Genomic DNA, 19,751 nt, shown 5'->3' on the forward strand with positions numbered 1-19,751 from the left:
CTCTTCTGATAGTTAGAATAAATCCAATTGTCTTGGAGCTAAATCCGTATATTCTATATTTAATAAATCAATCAGTTCTCGTGCGTTATCAGCCGCATCTCCACCAGAATTATTATTAAAGAGCACATGAATATTTTTACATTGCTTTTCAAGCTGGCGAATATTTTCAGCCCATTCACTTAATTCTGCTGTGTTATACCGATATAAATAACGAACTTCTCGCCAATTTGGATTATTATTTTGCTGCCAACCATAATAATTTCTTCCGTGAAGCCGAATGAGCACCTTATCTTCGCCAACCGCTTCTAGAACAGTAGGAACAGAGACCGGCATTACTTGAGGCTCATCACAAATACTATGTATCCAATTCTCTTCCTTCATAAACTGAAGGGTACTTGCTCGATATTTGGGATTAAACCATGATTGATGTCTAAATTCAAGTGCACAAGGTATATCTCCCATCCTTTTTCTGCACGCTCTTAAGAATTGGACATTTTCCTTTGTGCAATCAAACCAAGGAGGAAATTGGAATAACACCATCGCCAATTTGCCACTTTTTCTATATGGAACTAAGGAATCGATAAATGCAGCAAACATTTCATCATTCGAGGCAAAAGGAATGTCTCCACGATTATGGCCTGTCATCCCTTGGAATGCCTTTACGATAAATTGAAAAGAGTCAGGTGTTTTCTTTACCCAAGACTCCGCATTCCGGACTGGCTGCACCGCATAAAAAGAAGCATCCACTTCCACAGTAGGAAAATACCCGGCATATTCCATTAACTTATTTTGCGATGAAGTATTTTTTCCATATAGACTCGGATGATCTCCCCAGCCTGTTAATCCGATATGAATCAATAAAATCACCTCGATAACATTGTTTTTCTCAAAGCGATACTCACATAGAGAAAAACACTAACTTCATTTCCAAAAATATATCTGTTTTTTTATTTCTTTATATTAAATATCATATCATAATCATCATAAATAACTAAGTTAAAAGAAAAAGAGGTACCAATAAATCAGTCACCCGATTTATTGGTACCTCCAAGATAAATTTAAAAATAAGTACAGATACTTTCAGATATTGAACTAGTAAAAATATCTATGCTTCTCTTAAGGCTGTTTACCAATATAAGCCAGTATTCCGCCATCTACATAGAGAATATGACCATTCACGAAGTTCGATGCTTCAGATGCTAAAAATACGGCTGAACCAGCTAGGTCTTCAGGATTTCCCCAACGTGCTGCAGGCGTTTTTCCAATAATAAACTGATCAAATGGATGACGGGATCCGTCTGCCTGCTTTTCGCGTAATGGGGCAGTTTGTGGTGTAGCGATATAACCTGGTCCGATTCCATTACATTGAATATTGTATTCTCCATATTCAGAAGCAATATTTTTTGTCAGCATCTTTAGCCCGCCTTTAGCAGCAGCATAGGCACTGACTGTTTCCCTGCCAAGTTCACTCATCATGGAACAGATATTGATGATTTTACCGCCGCCATTTTGAATCATATCAGGTATAACTGCTTTAGAAACGATAAATGGTCCATTCAAATCTACATCTACTACTTGGCGGAAATCTTCTGCAGACATTTCTACCATTGGCACACGCTTGATAATCCCAGCATTGTTAACTAAAATATCAATCGGACCAACCTCTTCTTTAATCTGCGCAACCGCAGCTTGTACGGCTTGTTCATCTGTAACATCAAATACATAGCCTTTTGCTTCAATTCCTGCTTCTTGATAACTTTGAAGTGCTTGATCGACAGATTCTTGATTTAAGGAATTAAACACGATTTTTGCACCCGCTTCCGATAAAGCGCTTGCAATTTCAAAACCAATTCCATATATTGCACCTGTAACTAAGGCTACTTTTCCATCAATGCGGAATTTATCCATCGTGAATGCCATTGTTTTCTCTCCTTTTATTTCAATTTATTCATTGGAATCATGTCCATATCGGTATACGTGATATTTTCGCCACACATTGCCCAGATAAAGGAATAGTTGCTTGTGCCAACTCCAGAATGAATAGACCAGCTTGGTGAAATAGCAGCTTGCTCACTGCTCATAACTAGATGCTTTGTTTCATCCGGTTTCCCCATCATGTGAAAAATACGGGTATCTTCTTCCATATCAAAGTAAACATATGCTTCCATGCGTCTTTCATGTGTATGAGAAGGCATTGTATTCCATGCACTTCCAGGCTCTAAGATAGTATAGCCCATTTGCAATTGGCAGCTTTCACATACGTTTGGATGTATGTATTGATAAATTTTACGCTGATTTAATGTTAGGGCTTCTCCTGTTTCCATTGGTTTGATATGATCAATACTAATTTTTACATTTGGATATTTGTGATGTGCCGGTACGGAGCTAATATAAAATTTAGCTGGATTGTTTGGATTCTCGGAAGAAAAGACAACATGTCGTGTCTCTTTGCCAATATAGTATCCATCTTGTTTTTTCATTTCTTCTTTTTCTCCGTCGATTTCGATATAACCAGGTCCACCGATATTAATAACTCCCAGCTCACGGCGTTCCAAGAAATATTCCACACCCAATTGCTTATCCAATATGATTTCTAAGGATTTATCGGTTGGCGTAATTCCACCAAAAATCATGCGGTCGTTATGCGTATACGTTAAGCTAATTTCCCCTGGCACAAATACTTTTTCTACTAAAAATTCTTTTCTCAATTGTTCTGTAGAGTAATGACGTATATCCTCGGGGCTATGTGTATAACGCGTTTCCATGTTTTGCATTTTTCTACACTCCTATCGATTTATTTTTCCAGAGCCAGCTAGTAAAAAGCTGTTGACTTCTGGTTCGTTAAATTGATTACAATCACCATGAACTGTATGTTTCAAAGCAGATGCAGCTGTCGCAAAGTCAATCATTTCCTGTGGACTTTTTTGTGCTAGTATTCCATGCAGAACTCCACCGGAAAAGGCATCACCTGCTCCTACTCGATCAACGATTGGATTAATAACATGTTTTTGAGATTCATAGTAGTAATCATCCATCCATAATGTTCCTATTAATTCATTGCTACTAGCAGATACCACCGTTCTTTTTGTGGAATATAGAATAGAGATAGCAGGAAATTTCTTCTGTATTTCTTGATAGTAGTAAACTAATTCATTCTCCTGTTCAGTCGCCTCAGGAATTCCTAACAAATAGAGAGCATCAAGCTTGCCAGCTGAACAGTAATCTACCAAAGGCAATATTTCAGAAATTGTCTCACCTGCTTCTTTTTGAGACCATAATTTTCCTCGATAGTTAATATCAAAACTGATTTTACAGCCAGACTCTTTTGCTGCTGCTATTAATGAGATTGTTGTTTTTTTCCAACTTGAAGATAACGCTGGTGTAATTCCTGAAATATGAAAGATATCTACGTTATTAAACAGTTCTTCCTTTTTCCATTCACTCTCTGTCATTTCGGCGAAACTAGAACCAGCACGGTCATAAATGACATTGGCTGCTCGTTCACCAATTCCAGCCTCTACATAATAAGTGCCTAACCTGGATCCTCCTTTTAAAAGAAAGTCAGTATGAACGCCATAACAACTTAAATGCTTTACTACACCTTCTCCTAAGCCATTGTCTGGAATTTTACTAGCAAAGTAAACATCGTGACCAAAATTGGCTAGTGAAATAGCGACATTGGCTTCACCCCCGCCATAATGGGCACGAAAATTATCAGCATGGGCAATTCGTACACCAGAATCAGTGGATAGACGAAGCATGATTTCACCTAACGTAACTACCTTCCCCATATTTATGCTCCTTTAATTTGATGAAATTTATCCATATATTGACTAGCAATCTCTGTAACTTTAGCAAAATCCCCTTTTGCCACAGGTGCTAATAGGTTTCCTCCTACGCCAACTGCTACTACTCCTGCTTTAAACCAGTCTTCCATATTTTCTAGGCTAACTCCGCCTGTCGGCATAATATTAACTTGAGGCATTGGAGCTTTAAAAGCGGATACAATACTTGGTCCATAGGCACTGCCTGGGAATAATTTGATAATATCTACTCCTGCCTTTAATGCCTCTTTCATTTCTGTAATCGTTAAGCATCCCGGAAGATAGGGAGTTTGATAAAGATTACATAGTTCTGCAGTTTCTCTATCAAAGTTTGGGCTGACAATATATTCTGCTCCAGCCATGATAGCTAAACGAGCAGTTACTACATCTAACACAGTACCTGCACCTATAACAATGTCAGAATCATTCTTATACAACTCTACTAATTCACTAATGGCTTTATCTGCATTAGGAACAGTAAAAGTTAATTCAATTCCCTTCATGCCACCTTGAACTACTGCATTACTTGCCTTCACAGCCTCTTCCTTGCTGTTCCCTCGGACTACTGCGATTATTCCAGCACTCTTTAAGCGTCGTAATGTTTCAACTCGTTTCATCTCCACCACTCTTTTCCTATTTAGAAATACAATTTTACTATTAAGAAACCCACCTTGATTATACATACTTTTTTGAAAAATGTAAACGCTAATCATTAAATAAAAAAAATCGCCGAAACGATTTAACGAGCCACAACTTGCATTATCTCATTTTTCGTTTCGACGACAGCCTTTATTATTTGTTTTTTAAATTCTTCTGTGAGCCTATATTTCGGCATACTTACACTAAATGCTCCAATGATTTTTCCATCTTTTTTTAAAGACGCTCCAATACAGAAAATATCTTTCTCCATTTCTTCGTCATCAAAAGCAATACCAGTCTCTCTCACTTTCTGCAATTCTGATGCAAGCTTTAAAGAGTTGGTTATCGTATGCTCTGTATATGGAACTAAAGGAGTTGTTTTTAGATAATTTAAATACTCTTCTTCTTCCAATTCTGCAAGAACTGCCTTTCCCATTGCTGAGCTGTACAAGGGCCTTGTTATCCCAATCCTTGATGACATTCTTATTGTCTGATGTTTAGCCTCTAGCTTGTTTACATATAAAATTTCATTATCTGCAAGTACGCCTAAATGAATGGTTTCATCAATTAACTTTTGCAGTTTTTCTAAATAAGGCAATGTCAGCTCTACTAAGTCCAGCTGATCCACACCTTGATTTGCATATCGAATAAGTTTAGATCCTAATCGATAATTTTTATTTTTATCTCTGCTCACAAAGCCAATTAACAATAAAGTGTCCAATATTTTCAAAGTAGTTGAAGTTGTCATCTCTGTGTTTTGAGCAATTTTCTGCAATGCTTGATTAGGATTGTCTGAAAGGTAATCCATAATTTTTGCTGCTCTTAATAGAACAGTACCATAAGGTTTTGTTTTCTCCATTATACACCCTCTTTTCCAATAAAGAAATTATATACGAAAAGAGGAGAAATGAAAAGCTTTCTCTTCCTAAAATCACATTTGGGATTCACTTCTTACATTATTTTCAAATAGATAGATTCTATCTTCCATCTATGAAAGAGATAACAGTTGAATGATTGTTCTCATTACACCATCTTCTTCATTTGAACGAGTGATGAAATTTGCTGTCTCTTTTAATTCCTTTACGGCATTACGAACAGCAAAACTATATGTACTGCGACTCATAAGTTCTATGTCATTATAGCCATCACCAAACGCCATTGTTTCTTCAGGGGTAACATTTAGTACTTGTTGTAAATGCTCAACTGTTGTCCCTTTATGTACATTTACATTGGCTATATCAATCCAAGCTGCCTCAGATGCTACAATATAAGCGGATTCAAAAAAGGATGATAATCTTTCTTTTGTCTCAAAACATTTAAGCTCTGAATCGTGAATTGTTATTTTCACAAAATCTTCCGTTATTTCTTTAAAATCTGACACTTTTCTCACCTGTGCATAAGACTTTCTTACAATAGCAGCTTCTTCCGGGATAACGTTATCCTTTATAACTGCACCGCTTCTCGTACAAGCAATAATAGTATGGTTTAGACTGATTTCCTCTAGCAAACGAATAATCGCTAGGCCCAATTCATTACTTAACAGCGATTCATAAACAAATTTGCCATTATGCTTAATGCGGGTGGCGCTATCCCCTAGAATCCACATATCTTTCGCATCTTCACCAAATAATTCTTCAACCCGTTCACATTGTTTACCAGTAACAGGAGCAAAAGCTACGCCTTTTTCTTTCATTAAATTCTTTACTTCTTTGAACAATTCCCGGTCAAAATCACCATTATTATTTAAAAATGTTCCATCCATGTCTGTCAGCACTAATTTAATCATTCGCTTTCCCCCACCTCTGGTATTCTACTCAACTATTTTTTTTAGAATTCTTGCCGGATTTCCACCAATAACAACATTATCTGGTACATCCTTTGTCACAACTGCACCAGATGCAACCACCACATTATTCCCAATACTTATTCCGGGATTGATAACTGCTCTTCCTCCCACCCAGACATTATTTCCGATATTCACCGGCTTTCCGTACTCAATTCCTGCTATTCTCTCTTGAGCATTTACAGGATGTGTCGCTGTATAAATATGTACTCCTGGGGCGATAAAGCAATTATCCCCAATTCTAATCTCACAAACATCCAAAAACACACAATCAAAATTAGCAAAGAAGTTTTCCCCTACATGGATGTTATATCCATAGTCACAACGAAAGGTTGGTTCTATGAATATATTAGTTCCTGTGGAACCAAATAATTGTTTTAATAGGACGGACCGAATATCATCTTCTGTTTCAATGGATTCATTAAATACTCTTGTTAGCTTTCGCGCATTACTTCTATCCTTTATTAATTCTGGATCTGCTGGATTATAGAAGTCTCCATTTACCATTTTTTCTTTTTCTGTTTTCACTTTATCATTCCTTTCTATCCACATTAAACCGTCAACTCTAAAAGATTTCCTTCCGGATCTTCTATCACACTTTCATAATAGCCGTCCCCTGTTAGACGAGGCCCATTAACTAACAAATAACCATCCTTTTGCAATCGTTCCGTCAGTTGATTAACTGCTTCTTCACTTCCTAATGAAATAGCAATATGCGCCCAGCCAACTCTATCATTTGAATCATCCTTATCGATCCCAGCTTTCCGCATAAGTTCTAAGCGAGCTCCTTCCTTGAACGATATAAAATAGGATTCAAATTTCTTTTCTCTATTTTGATATTTCGAATTTGCTCTCCCACCAAAATAGGTTGTATAAAATGTCTTCATTCCTTCTAAATCTTTCACCCATATTGCAACATGTTCTATTTTCATGTTCCTGTCACTCCTTCTTTAATTAGCTTAAATTACACGCGCTGTATCCCTTTTTATTTCTTTTTTATGCAATACTCCATTTAACCTTTCCGATCCCCATAGCATAATGGCAATAAAGCCTGCAATAACAAAAGGGAAAATTCCTATTGTTGATTTGGCTGCAGCATATCCCAGAATGGGAGGAAGAAAGGTACTGCCTGTATAGGCAATAGCCATTTGATAACCCATTATGGTTTGGGAATGTTTCTTTCCAAAACGTAATGGTGTTTCATGCAGCATACACGGAAATATCGGCGCTAAACCTAAACCAATCATAATAAAGCCTGCCAGTGAAAAAAGAATAGGGAATGGCAAAAATAATAGAACTGCACCAACTAACGCAATTATTTGTCCCCATCTTATCAATCTTTGATTACTCATTTTTAATGTAATAAAGCCTGTGATAAATCTTCCAATGGTGATACCTGCATAAAATAAGGAAACCCATTTGGCTGCTACATCTATCGATAAATTTTTAACATTTACGAGAAAACTGCTTCCCCAAAGCCCAACTGCCGCTTCCGCCCCGCAGTAAAATAAAAATGCAAGTAAAGCTAGCTTAACCCCTCTTATTTGCCAAGGCTTTTGATTTTCCAAATATGTTTCATCCAATGTACTAGTTGAATCTTCTCTATTATTCTCGTTCTCCTGCTTAGGGATCTTTTCTATCTTTTCCCATAAAGGGAGTGTGAAAAGCAAAATGACAACTAAAATAAATTGAATACATGCGATGGCAAAATAACCACTTCGCCAAGAATTATCTCTAGATATAAACTGAGCCACAACAATCGGGCCAAGTGTAGCTCCAACTCCCCAAAAACAGTGAAGCCAGCTCATATGATGCGCTTTGTAATGGCTTGCCACATAGTTGTTTAAACCTGTATCCACAGCACCTGCACCTAAGCCAAGCGGAATTGCAAAGATAAACAGCCATATAATGGATGGGGCGAAATGAAACCCTAATAGAGCTCCCGCTGTCATAAAGCAGCTTACAAATGTAACCATTCCAGTTCCGAATTTTTTCAGCACTATACCGCTAATAAAGCTGGAAATGATTGTTCCCGCTGCAATTGTCATAAACAGTACTCCTGCAGTTTCAAGGGGTGCCTTAAATTCCACTTCCATTAAAGACCATGAAACTCCCAATAAAGAATCAGGCAAACCTAAGCTGATAAAAGCCAAATAGATGATTACTAAAAAAAATGTCGCCAATAGTTAACCCCCACTCTGTAAGCGTTTTGCAAACTATTCATTTGTTTTACTACTTATTCCTCTAATGATTAGTTCGAGTCCAAGTCGTTGTAATCCATATAAATAATCTTGCTTCCAATCGCTCACCCTAAATTCAGGGAGATGCTCTGCCGGAATATAGGTGGAGCCTTTTTGCTTAACTTGGTTGATTGTGGTTTTTGTGACTTCATCATCACAGAAAATAACCGCATGCGGGTTAATAATTGCCACAAAGGAAGCGATTAGTCTACTTATGGCATCAATTTCATCTTCCTTTGAAAAGAATACTTTTCCATTCGCAAAGGTCTGACCAAAGTTTCGATTATTATATTGCGGAACAAAAGATACTTCCCCTGCGAAATTAGTGCTCCCTCTTACAATCTTTCCATTTACGATAATTCCAGCTCCTGGACCATTTTGGCCAGAATAGAGATAAACAAGTGATTTATCGTTCTTTTTCTCCCGCCGATCTTGATAACCTAATACTGCTGCATTCATATCATTTTCAATGACCACTGGAATCGAAAAATAATTTTCTAAGTATCCCTTTAAATCAAAATCGTGAAGATATTCATAATCAGGACTGTAGATGATTCGACCATTATCAACCGAACCAGGCACCCCAATAGAGATAGAGCTAATCTTTGGATATTGTGTTTGTAGCGCTTCCACGTACTCGATCAGTAATTTAACATTGTCATCCCTTAATGCACTGGAAATTTTGCCAGTCTCCTTTTCTTCGCCTAGGCAGTTAAACACAATATAATTGGTTTCGGTCTTTTCTAAAAAAATAGCTAACCCCAACATATATTCAGGATTATATGTATACCGCTTCGCTCGTCTGCCGCCACTTGAATCATCTAAACCTGCTGATTGTAATTCTCCATTCTCTTCCATCTGCGCCGTAAATTTGCTAATAGTTGGGAAACTAATTCCTAATTTATCACTCAACTCCACCTTCGTAGCACTTCCATTTGCTAAAAGAAATTGACGAATATTTTGCTGGATAATATTTTTCATAGATTTTGGCGTCGCATCCACTTTATTTCCCTCCTTTCCATCCAACTTATTAAAGATACTTAATAAGTGAGCAAAATAAAACTTATTAAACTTCTTTAATAAGTACTTGAGGCTAATATAACACACTAATTTTTGGAATGCAATATAGTTCATATGCAGCTAAAATATTTTCTTCCTGATAAAAATAAAAGAAGACGAACCTCAATAGTTCATCTTCTTTACTGGATATATTAACCGATAGAGCCTTCCATCTCGAACTTGATCAGACGGTTCATCTCTACTGCATATTCCATTGGTAATTCTTTTGTAAATGGCTCGATAAAGCCCATTACGATCATTTCTGTTGCCTCTTCTTCCGAAATACCTCTACTCATTAAGTAGAATAATTGTTCTTCTGATACTTTTGAAACTTTTGCTTCGTGCTCTAATGAAATATTATCATTTAAAATTTCATTGTATGGAATTGTATCAGATGTAGACTTGTTATCCATAATTAACGTATCGCATTCGATATTAGAACGAGCACCGTCTGCTTTACGTCCAAAGTGAACGATACCGCGGTATGTTACTTTTCCGCCTTGTTTCGAAATAGACTTAGAAACAATTGTAGAAGATGTATTTGGAGCTAAGTGAAGCATTTTTGCTCCAGCATCTTGGTGTTGTCCTTTACCAGCAAGAGCGATAGATAAAGTCATTCCTCTTGCTCCCTCACCTCTTAAGATGACAGCAGGGTATTTCATCGTTAATTTAGAACCAATATTTCCATCGATCCATTCCATTGTAGCATTAGCATCACAAACTGCACGCTTTGTTACAAGATTGTATACATTGTTTGCCCAGTTTTGAATCGTTGTATAACGGCAATATGCGTCTTTTTTAATAATGATTTCAACAACGGCACTGTGAAGAGAGTTCGTTGTATAAACTGGTGCTGTACAGCCTTCTACATAATGTACACTTGCACCCTCATCCACGATGATTAATGTTCTTTCAAATTGACCCATATTTTCGGAGTTAATACGGAAATACGCTTGTAATGGCGTGTCTACTTTAATTCCTTTTGGAACATAAATGAAAGATCCACCAGACCATACAGCTGAGTTTAAAGCAGCAAACTTATTATCCGTAGGTGGAATAACAGTTGCCCAATGCTCACGGAAAATATCTTCATTTTCTCTTAATGCAGAGTCTGTATCTTTGAAAACAATTCCCATTTTCTCAAGATCTTCCTGCATATTATGATAAACAACCTCAGATTCATACTGAGCAGATACACCTGCTAAGTATTTTTGCTCAGCTTCTGGAATACCAAGCTTATCAAATGTTTGTTTGATTTCATCTGGAACTTCATCCCAAGATCTTTCTGTTTTCTCTGATGGCTTTACATAATACGTAATTTCATCAAAGTTTAAAGCAGAGAGATCGCCGCCCCATTGTGGCATTGGCATGTTGTAAAAATGCTCTAATGCTTTCAAACGAAAGTCTAGCATCCATTGTGGTTCAGCCTTCATTTTTGAAATTTCTTCAACGATTTCTTTCGTTAATCCACGTTTAGAACGAAAGATAGAAACGTCTTTATCTGAAAATCCATATTTATAATCCCCAATATCGGGCATCTTTTTTGCCATTTCATTTTCCTCCATTCTACATGCAACCTTGGTAGTAAATTATGAATCTAATCCTTCATTTACGCCTTTTTCCATAGCCTTCCAAGCTAATGTTGCACATTTAATTCTTGCTGGGAATTTACTAACACCTTGAAGTGCCTCAATATCCCCCAGGTCCATATCATCAGCGTAGTCTTTACCTTGAATCATTTCAGAGAATGACTCAGACATTTTTAACGCTTGTTCGACTGTTTTCCCTTTAATTGCTTGTGTCATCATGGATGCAGAAGACATGCTTATGGAACATCCTTCTCCATCGAATTTTGTGTCAGCGACAATCCCATCTTCAATTTTCATTGTAAGAAGGATACGGTCCCCGCAAGTAGGGTTATTCATATTGACAGTCAAACTGCCTTCAAGAACTCCTTTATTCCGGGGATTTTTATAATGATCCATAATTACACTTCTATAAAGTGAATCTAAATTATTAAAAGACATCGCTAAAATACTCCTTTGTCTTGCCAATCCCTTCCACAAGCTTATCAACATCTTCTTCTGAATTATAAAGATAAAAGCTTGCTCGAGCGGTTGCAGAAACATTTAGCCATTTCATTAATGGTTGTGCACAGTGATGTCCTGCACGTACGGCAATTCCTTCAGCATCTAATACTGTTGCAACATCATGTGGATGAACATCTTCAATATTAAAGGTGATCACGCCAGCACGGTTATTTGCGTTTTGCGGTCCATAAATAGTTAAACCATTAATAGATGACAATTTCTCCATTGCATATGCTGCTAATTTATGCTCATGTTCGGTTATATTCTCTAAGCCAATTTCTTCGAGAAAATCAATGGCTGCTCCTAAACCGATTGCCCCTGCAATGATTGGCGTTCCAGCTTCAAACTTCCACGGAAGTTCTTTCCAAGTCGACTCATATAATCCGACGAAATCAATCATTTCTCCACCAAATTCAATTGGCTCCATATTTTCTAAAAGATGTTTCTTTCCATAAAGTACCCCAATTCCTGTTGGACCACACATTTTATGTCCAGAGAATCCAAGGAAATCACAATCCAAATCTTGCACATCGATTTTTACATGTGGAGCTCCTTGTGCAGCATCTACAACGAGTACAGCTCCATTTTTATGAGCAATAGCCGCAATTTCCTTTATTGGATTGATAACCCCCAGAACATTTGAAACATAGGTAATGGAAACTACTTTTGTTGCTGGCGTGATTGTATTTTCAACATCGGCAAGTGCAATTGTTCCATCTGCTTGCAGCGGCAAATATTTAAGTGTTGCTCCTGTTTTTTTGGCAACTTGCTGCCAAGGAATAATATTACTATGATGCTCCATCGGGGTAATGACTATTTCATCCCCCTCTTTTACATTTTCCATCGCATAGCTTTGTGCAACTGTATTCAGCGCAGTTGTCGTACCACGAGTAAAGATAATTTCCTCGATGGAAGAAGCAGAGATAAACTTTCTTACCTTTTCCCTTGCTCCTTCATAAGCATCTGTCGCTCTTGTGCCTAAGGTATGAACGCCACGATGAACATTGGAATTATATTCTCGATAGTAGTTCTCGATTGTTTCAATTACCTGGACTGGCTTTTGAGAGGTAGCTGCACTATCAAGATAAACCAATGGATGTCCGTTGACTTCTTGGTTTAAAATTGGGAAGTAAGAACGAATATGTTTGCTATCCATTATCTTACTTTCCTTTCAATTACCTCAACTAATTGCTTTTTCACACCTTCAATTGGCAATTGTTCTACTACAGGAGCTAAGAAACCATGAATAACTAATCTTTCTGCTTCATGTTGTGGAATACCACGGCTCATTAAGTAATACAATTGTAAAGGATCTACTCTACCAACAGATGCTGCATGTCCTGCCGTTACATCGTCTTCATCAATTAATAGAATTGGATTCGCATCGCCTCTAGCCTTTTCGCTTAACATTAGAACACGAGATTCTTGCTCAGCGTTTGCTTTTGTTGCACCATGTTCAATCTTACCAATTCCGTTAAAGATGGAAGAAGCTTTATCTTTCATTACACCATGCTTTAAGATATAGCCTTCAGAGCTCTTACCGTAATGAACTACTTTTGTAGTGAAGTTTTGTTTTTGATCGCCGCGTCCAACTACTACAGACTTCGTATCGCCATATGAGCCATCACCCATCAAATATGTTGTATTATCAGAAATCGTATTACCGTCATTCATGAAGCCTAATGCCCATTCTATTTTAGCATCACGACCTGCAACACCACGGCGATTTACATACGTAGTAACCCCATGCGCTAGATTATCAACAGCACCATATTGAACTTTTGCATTTGCATTGGCTATTACTTCTGTCACAATATTGAATACTGCTTCTTCAGGATCCACAGTAGAAACATAGTTTTCTACATAAACAACAGAGCTATTATCTTCAGCCACTACAATAACATGGTTAAAAAGGTTCGCTTCCTTGTCATCATGTAAGAAAATGGATTGAATTGGTTCTTCTACTACTACGTTTTTAGGAACATATAAGAATACTCCACCATTTAAAAGGGCTGCATGTAAAGCCGTTAATTTATGCTCATCTATCTTTACAGCATCTTTCATAAAGTATTTTTGCAGTAAGTCAGTGTATTCTCTTGCGGCTGTGAAAATATCAGTGAAAACTACGCCGCTTTCTTTTAATTCATTAGAAACAGCTAAAAAAGTTGGACGGTTATTTCTTTGGATATAAAGTGTTTTATTTTTTTCTAAATCGATAAGTGCTTTTACTTGTTCTGGTAAATCACTTACATCTGAAAAATCTTCACTGCTTACAATATGCTTTTCAAATTGGGTAAAGTTCCAGTTTTTAATATTTGTTTTGTCCGGTCTTGGCATCGGAAGAGCCTCTGCTTGTTGTAAAGCATTTACACGCAGCTCTGTCAGCCAAGAAGGTTCATTCATATCTTTCGAAAAAGAGGAAAGATACTCTTGGTCAAATGGTAATTTAATATCCGTTGTCATTGGTCAATCCTCCTAACAATTACGCTTCTTGTTCAACAGTTTCGTCTTCAATACCAAGCTCTTTTTTAATCCAGTCATATCCTTCTGCTTCTAAGCGTTGAGCAAGCTCAGGTCCACCAGATTTAACAATACGACCTTGCATCATTACATGAACGTAGTCAGGAGTAATGTAGTTTAATAAACGTTGGTAGTGAGTGATAATTAAGCAGCCGAACTCTTCTTTACGCTCTTCACGCATTTTGTTAATTCCTTTTGAAACAACTTTCAATGCATCGATATCCAAACCAGAATCGATTTCATCTAAGATCGCAATTTTTGGATTCAACATCATTAATTGAAGAATTTCATTACGTTTCTTCTCCCCGCCAGAGAAGCCTTCATTTAGGTAACGTTGTGCCATATCTGGATCCATTTCTAGGTACTCCATGTTATCATCCATTTTACGGATAAATTTCATTAAAGAAATTTCATTCCCTTCACCTAAACGGCTGTTTAAAGCAGAACGTAAGAAGTCTGCATTTGTTACACCACTAATTTCACTTGGGTATTGCATAGCTAAAAATAGACCTGCACGCGCGCGCTCATCTACTTCCATTTCTAATACATCTTCGTCATCAAGACTTACATCACCGCTTGTTACTTCATACTTTGGGTGACCCATGATTGCAGAAGATAATGTTGATTTACCCGTTCCGTTTGGCCCCATGATTGCGTGAATTTCTCCACCCTTTATTTCTAAGTTAAGACCTTTAATAATTTCTTTTTCTTCGATTGAAACATGTAAATCATTAATGACTAATTTAGGTTGACTCATATTATATACCTCCATAGTAAAAAGAAGTTTTGTTCACAAAATTGTCGAAACTTCATTATCAATTTATTATCATTCTAATCTTATAACAAATAAAATCTGATAGCAACCTATTGCTTCCCGTTCAATAAGGAAAATTCGCATGAAACAAATAAATACGCTTGATTCCTTATAATTTCGCATGAGTTTGCTTTCTTTAAAATAATTTCTCTCCTTATTACGGTCCCGAACAATTCACTGGCATAAACGATAACGATAGACTCAAAAATATATTCACTTGAATAGTTTCGTTTTAGTATTTATACACGAAATAAATTTAGCCCTAGTACTTATTGGAAGACGATTCCGCTAAATATTATTTGATCATACAAAAATAAAAAATGTTCCTATAAAGACTTCTACACATGCTATATCCATTATTAATAGAATCAACTTAATTCTCAATTGGATATATACTATATGTTTAATCTTTTATAGGAACATCTTCTTACTTATTATTCACTAACTGGTACAACTGCACCTTTATACTCTTTATTAATGAAATCTTGAATTTCTTTAGAATGCAGTACTTCTACTAAAGTTTTAATATCTTCACGATTTTCGTCTCCTTTACGAACAGTAATGATATTCGCATATGGAGATTCGCTTCCTTCGATTTCAATAGAATCTTTCACAGGGTTTAAGCCAGCATCTAATGCATAGTTGGCATTAATAACAACTGCATCCCCTTCATTATTATTAAAAATTTGTGGAAGTAACGCTGGCTCATAATCTGCTTTTAATTTAACATTTTTCGGATTTTCCGCAATATCTTCAATCTTTGCATTTACTTTATCAATTCCATCTTTAAGCTTAATTAATCCACCTTTTTCTAAAAGAGACAGTACACGGCCATGTTCAGCAACAGAGTTACTAAAAATAATGGTTGCTCCATCTGGAAGCTCATCTAAACTCTTATATTTCTTAGAGAATACAGCCATTGGCTCAATATGAATTCCACCAGCATTTACAAAATCATAACCATTTTCTTTAATTTGTTGGTTTAAGTATGGAATATGTTGAAAATAGTTTGCATCAATTTCTTTTGATTCTAAAGCTTTATTTGGCAATACATAATCTTGGAAAGGAACGATCTCTAAATTAATTCCTTTTTCCTTCAAAATTGGTTTTGCTTTTTCCAAAATTTCAGCATGTGGTACATTAGAAGCACCTACTACTAATTTAGTTGATTCTTTGTCACTGTTAGAAGCGCCGTTTTCCTTGCTATCATCATTAGAGCTGCCGCATGCCGCAAGCACAAATACAAATGTTAATGCAATCAGTAAAGACCATAATTTTTTCATGTGTTTTTCTCCTTATCTTTTGTCTATTTTTTTTGTTATAAAATCACCAATAAATTGGATGATAAAAACAATGATTAAAATAATAACAGTTGAAACAAGTGTCACATCACCATTACCTCGTTGAAATCCTTGTAAATAGGCTAAATTCCCAAGACCGCCGGCACCAATTATTCCAGCCATTGCGGTCGATCCTACTAATGCAATTGTAGTAACCGTAATTCCTGAAACAAGTGCTGGCATAGATTCTGGCAAAAGAACTTTAAAGATAATAGTAGTTGGTTTTGCTCCCATTGACTTTGCCGCTTCAATAACACCTTTATCCACCTCTCGAAGGCCAATTTCCACAAGTCTTGCATAAAATGGAGCAGCGCCAATGATTAAAGAAGGCAGCGCCGCTTTCGGTCCAATCATTGTCCCGATTAGTAAAGTTGTTAATGGGATTAATAGAACTAATAAAATAATAAAAGGAATGGAACGGAAAATATTCACGACTGCACTGATGATTCTATTAAAAAATACATTATTCCACATATTCCCTTTATCGGTTAAAAACAGCGTAATCCCAAGAATAATTCCAAGTATAAAGGTAAAAATAATCGAGAATCCAGTCATAAATAGGGTCTCTTTCGTGGCATTCCACATTATTTCCCAATCTACATTTGGCAATAATCTTTCCATCATCCTTCAATCACCTCCACACTAATTTCTTGCGCATGAAGATATTGAATAGCTTTTTCTATTTCTTGTTTCTCTCCATCTAAATGAATATATAATGTTCCATAGGATCCATGCTGTGTCGGGGAAATTTTCCCTTGAATGATATTCACAGAAACAGCAAAAGTTCGAATGAGATTGGTGATTACAGGCTGTTCAGCACTTTCGCCGACAAATCCCAGCATGACAATACTGCCTGTTTTATATTGCGCTATTAAGTGTTCAATCGTATCCTTCGCCTCTTCTGGTTCAATTACTTGTTGAACAAAACGTTTCGTAATTTCTTTCTTTGGCTGCTTAAATACATCAATCACTGGTCCTGTTTCTACTACCTTCCCGTCTTCCATCACTGCCACTCGATGACAAATCTTGCGAATAACGTGCATTTCATGGGTAATCAACACAATAGTAAGACCAAGACGTTTATTAATGTCCACTAATAAATCTAAGATGGCATCTGTTGTTTGTGGATCCAATGCTGAGGTTGCTTCATCACAGAGAAGTACTTTCGGATCACTAGCAAGTGCTCTTGCAATCCCAACCCGCTGTTTCTGCCCACCACTTAATTGAGAAGGATAAGCATCTTCTCGTCCTTCTAATCCAACCAGTTTGATGAGTTCTAATACCTTCTTGTCTCTTGCTGATTTTTTTACTCCCGCTATTTCTAAAGGAAAAGCAATATTTTCTTTTACGGTTCTTGACCATAGCAGATTAAAATGTTGAAATATCATACTGATTTCTTGTCTCGCCTTACGAAGTTTGCTTCCTTTTATTTTAGAAACTTCGTGACCTGCAACCGACACACTTCCAGCAGTAGGAATCTCCAATCCGTTCAGCATTCTGATTAATGTACTTTTACCTGCACCACTATATCCGATTATTCCAAATATCTCTCCTGAATCGATGGTTAAATCCACGTGATCAACCGCAGTGACCTTCCCACTTCTAGAGGAGTATACTTTTTTTACTGAGTTTACATTAATCAATGTATTCACCTACTTCTTATTTAAAATCACTCTATCGATCACTATATTTAAATAGTTTTTAACAAAGCATATCATATCATTCCAGATAACAAAAAAACCTTTCTGCAAGAAGAGCAGAAAGGTTTTTATTATGATTAATATCCCTTTCTCTCATCTATCAAAGCATGACGCTTTGTGTGAATTGGCACCGTTTCAGTATACTGACGGTTGCCGGGTTTCATAGGGCACATCCCTCCACCTCTCTTGATAAGAGTTTCGTTATTTATATGAAATGTAAAAATCGTTAATATGATAGATGTAATTTACCATTTCCCGAAATGACTGTCAACACCTTTTTTAACATAATTTATTTTCTGAATTTTCAATTAAAATAAGTTAGATTTTCTGACATAATTAATTCAATGAGAAAGCTTGGATTTAAAACCAATATGGGGAAAAATTCTTTCAAAAAAAATAACCCGAAATACCTTCACTTTTTGTTAGCAAAGGCGGATTCCAGGTAAACATCAAAACTATTATCCAGTGTGGGGAACTGAACGTGAACGGCTTAAGAAAAACAAAGATTCAAGTAAGAGGATTTTCCTTAAGGAGCCTTCTAATTGAATAGATCCATTCTTTTTTGCTTCTCTAAGAAGAAACTCGCCTTCCATAACGAGGCTAATACTAGTCATATCCCCCGTTAACCATATATCTGGATTATCATCATCCTTCATCCTTCTCCATGAAAAGCGATTGTTCTTAAGCTCCATATAATAGGATTCATTTTGACATGTTAACACTAAGGAAAGCGAAGCGTTTCGTAATAATGGTTTTAACGATTCTTTCCGATTCAGCTTTTCTACAAAATATTTCATCCAATCCTGCAAAAGCATCTCCTACTTTCTGCCGAACAATCTTATATTACTTATTCTTGCAGCAGCAGAAAAAAACCTTTTTTAAAAGTAATCTTTATAAAAAAGGCGATTGATGCTTTTAACCATGCTAGCTTTTTAAGGGCAGCATCCGTTTAATGGAATTGGCACTCTAATATAACCCTTTCATGAAAATGTCCATGTCCTGCTTATTTTATATAGTTATGGATAACTTCTACTAAATGAGGGACTGATTCAAAGCGATATACTTTTTCTTTTAACTCCCCCTTTTCCATAATAACTAGACAGGGAACACTTTCTACCTCATATTTTGCTGCTAAACCGGGGGCATAATTTAAATCCATTTTTCCTAAATTCAACTCTGGCTTCATTGTATGCAATACTGTCAACATTTTTGACGCAACCATACACGTACCGCAAAGAGGAGTATACAAGTAAAGAAAGGCAGCATCTCTATCCTTTACTTGTTTCTCCCATTGATCGAGGTTCCAATCTATCATAATCCATTCATCCTTGTATCTAAATATTTTGCTTCAATCTCAATATCAGCTTGTAATAATAGGGTTGCTAAGTGACATTCAGGAGAGGCAGCAACTTCTTTATATTTGCGATCTATATAAAGGAATTCTGCTTCAGGAAGTTCTCGTTTAAACTGTTTTCTTATCTTATCTCCTGACTTATCTGCATCCACTAAGATATACACATCTTTATCCATTAGCTCGTCTAGTAATTCATCCAGCTTTGAAACTCCAATTGTTCCATTCGTACAAATAATATCGACTGGTTCACGCACAATCTTCTCTACTTTTTGTTTGTCTGATTTGCCTTCAACAATGATTACTTTTTTCATATTGATCACCTAAAGGA

At 36.5% G+C, this 19,751-nt stretch carries 22 protein-coding genes and 1 riboswitch; all 22 genes read right to left on the reverse strand.

Going from position 1 to position 19,751, the window contains the following annotated elements; all coding sequences use genetic code 11:
• Positions 1 to 12: 12 nt before the first annotated feature.
• Positions 13 to 858, reverse strand: coding sequence for a DUF72 domain-containing protein (locus NSS71_RS13630; protein WP_341151759.1), 846 nt, complete (start codon positions 856 to 858; stop codon positions 13 to 15).
• A 258-nt stretch (positions 859 to 1,116) separates the two neighbouring features.
• Positions 1,117 to 1,920: a gluconate 5-dehydrogenase gene (locus NSS71_RS13635; protein ID WP_047942255.1), complete on the reverse strand. Its 804-nt coding sequence runs from the start codon at positions 1,918 to 1,920 to the stop codon at positions 1,117 to 1,119.
• A gap of 14 nt (positions 1,921 to 1,934) precedes the next feature.
• A complete protein-coding gene (gene kduI / locus NSS71_RS13640) occupies positions 1,935 to 2,765 on the reverse strand; it encodes a 5-dehydro-4-deoxy-D-glucuronate isomerase (RefSeq protein ID WP_095320562.1) in 831 nt (276 codons plus the stop codon).
• Between the two features lie 21 nt (positions 2,766 to 2,786).
• Positions 2,787 to 3,791 (reverse strand): sugar kinase, encoded by a 1,005-nt coding sequence (locus NSS71_RS13645; RefSeq protein WP_095259309.1) that lies wholly within the window; start codon positions 3,789 to 3,791, stop codon positions 2,787 to 2,789.
• A gap of 2 nt (positions 3,792 to 3,793) precedes the next feature.
• Complete coding sequence (locus tag NSS71_RS13650) at positions 3,794 to 4,441, reverse strand: bifunctional 4-hydroxy-2-oxoglutarate aldolase/2-dehydro-3-deoxy-phosphogluconate aldolase (RefSeq protein ID WP_095259331.1); 648 nt, start codon at positions 4,439 to 4,441, stop codon at positions 3,794 to 3,796.
• Between the two features lie 122 nt (positions 4,442 to 4,563).
• On the reverse strand, positions 4,564 to 5,322 hold the full coding sequence (locus NSS71_RS13655; protein ID WP_047942260.1) for an IclR family transcriptional regulator: 759 nt from the start codon (positions 5,320 to 5,322) through the stop codon (positions 4,564 to 4,566).
• A 129-nt stretch (positions 5,323 to 5,451) separates the two neighbouring features.
• Complete coding sequence (locus NSS71_RS13660; protein ID WP_095259308.1) at positions 5,452 to 6,249, reverse strand: HAD family hydrolase; 798 nt, start codon at positions 6,247 to 6,249, stop codon at positions 5,452 to 5,454.
• A gap of 24 nt (positions 6,250 to 6,273) precedes the next feature.
• Positions 6,274 to 6,834, reverse strand: a complete 561-nt coding sequence (locus NSS71_RS13665; RefSeq protein WP_047942354.1) for a maltose acetyltransferase domain-containing protein — start codon at positions 6,832 to 6,834, stop codon at positions 6,274 to 6,276.
• A 23-nt stretch (positions 6,835 to 6,857) separates the two neighbouring features.
• Complete coding sequence (locus NSS71_RS13670) at positions 6,858 to 7,238, reverse strand: VOC family protein (RefSeq protein WP_047942262.1); 381 nt, start codon at positions 7,236 to 7,238, stop codon at positions 6,858 to 6,860.
• A gap of 27 nt (positions 7,239 to 7,265) precedes the next feature.
• A complete protein-coding gene (locus NSS71_RS13675) occupies positions 7,266 to 8,489 on the reverse strand; it encodes an MFS transporter (protein WP_341151760.1) in 1,224 nt (407 codons plus the stop codon).
• A 33-nt stretch (positions 8,490 to 8,522) separates the two neighbouring features.
• Complete coding sequence (locus NSS71_RS13680; RefSeq protein WP_095320561.1) at positions 8,523 to 9,527, reverse strand: ROK family transcriptional regulator; 1,005 nt, start codon at positions 9,525 to 9,527, stop codon at positions 8,523 to 8,525.
• Positions 9,528 to 9,757: 230 nt separating this feature from the next.
• Positions 9,758 to 11,155 (reverse strand): Fe-S cluster assembly protein SufB, encoded by a 1,398-nt coding sequence (gene sufB, locus NSS71_RS13685; RefSeq protein WP_047942264.1) that lies wholly within the window; start codon positions 11,153 to 11,155, stop codon positions 9,758 to 9,760.
• A 39-nt stretch (positions 11,156 to 11,194) separates the two neighbouring features.
• Positions 11,195 to 11,632: a Fe-S cluster assembly sulfur transfer protein SufU gene (sufU, locus tag NSS71_RS13690; RefSeq protein ID WP_047942265.1), complete on the reverse strand. Its 438-nt coding sequence runs from the start codon at positions 11,630 to 11,632 to the stop codon at positions 11,195 to 11,197.
• The gene (locus NSS71_RS13695; RefSeq protein WP_095320547.1) at positions 11,622 to 12,851 is read right to left on the reverse strand and encodes a cysteine desulfurase; all 1,230 of its coding nucleotides are present in this window, start codon (positions 12,849 to 12,851) and stop codon (positions 11,622 to 11,624) included. Before NSS71_RS13695 ends, sufU begins: the two co-directional genes overlap by 11 nt.
• On the reverse strand, positions 12,851 to 14,158 hold the full coding sequence (sufD, locus tag NSS71_RS13700) for a Fe-S cluster assembly protein SufD (RefSeq protein WP_047942268.1): 1,308 nt from the start codon (positions 14,156 to 14,158) through the stop codon (positions 12,851 to 12,853). The genes NSS71_RS13695 and sufD overlap by 1 nt, the downstream gene beginning before the upstream one ends.
• Positions 14,159 to 14,177: 19 nt before the next feature.
• Positions 14,178 to 14,972 (reverse strand): Fe-S cluster assembly ATPase SufC, encoded by a 795-nt coding sequence (gene sufC / locus NSS71_RS13705; protein ID WP_047942270.1) that lies wholly within the window; start codon positions 14,970 to 14,972, stop codon positions 14,178 to 14,180.
• A gap of 491 nt (positions 14,973 to 15,463) precedes the next feature.
• A complete protein-coding gene (locus NSS71_RS13710) occupies positions 15,464 to 16,312 on the reverse strand; it encodes a MetQ/NlpA family ABC transporter substrate-binding protein (RefSeq protein ID WP_047942271.1) in 849 nt (282 codons plus the stop codon).
• A 12-nt stretch (positions 16,313 to 16,324) separates the two neighbouring features.
• Complete coding sequence (locus tag NSS71_RS13715) at positions 16,325 to 16,993, reverse strand: methionine ABC transporter permease (protein ID WP_047942272.1); 669 nt, start codon at positions 16,991 to 16,993, stop codon at positions 16,325 to 16,327.
• Complete coding sequence (locus NSS71_RS13720) at positions 16,990 to 18,012, reverse strand: methionine ABC transporter ATP-binding protein (protein WP_047942273.1); 1,023 nt, start codon at positions 18,010 to 18,012, stop codon at positions 16,990 to 16,992. Before NSS71_RS13720 ends, NSS71_RS13715 begins: the two co-directional genes overlap by 4 nt.
• Positions 18,013 to 18,159: 147 nt before the next feature.
• Positions 18,160 to 18,265, reverse strand: a riboswitch (SAM riboswitch).
• 262 nt (positions 18,266 to 18,527) lie between these two features.
• The gene (locus NSS71_RS13725; RefSeq protein ID WP_172866040.1) at positions 18,528 to 18,878 is read right to left on the reverse strand and encodes an alkyl sulfatase C-terminal domain-containing protein; all 351 of its coding nucleotides are present in this window, start codon (positions 18,876 to 18,878) and stop codon (positions 18,528 to 18,530) included.
• Between the two features lie 194 nt (positions 18,879 to 19,072).
• Entirely contained in the window at positions 19,073 to 19,384 is a 312-nt protein-coding gene (locus tag NSS71_RS13730; protein WP_144581279.1) for a thioredoxin family protein, read from the reverse strand.
• Positions 19,381 to 19,734: a toprim domain-containing protein gene (locus tag NSS71_RS13735; protein WP_082138325.1), complete on the reverse strand. Its 354-nt coding sequence runs from the start codon at positions 19,732 to 19,734 to the stop codon at positions 19,381 to 19,383. The genes NSS71_RS13730 and NSS71_RS13735 overlap by 4 nt, the downstream gene beginning before the upstream one ends.
• Positions 19,735 to 19,751: the final 17 nt, after the last annotated feature.

The organism is Niallia sp. FSL W8-0951, from assembly GCF_038006525.1.
Lineage (GTDB): Bacteria > Bacillota > Bacilli > Bacillales > Cytobacillaceae > Niallia > Niallia circulans.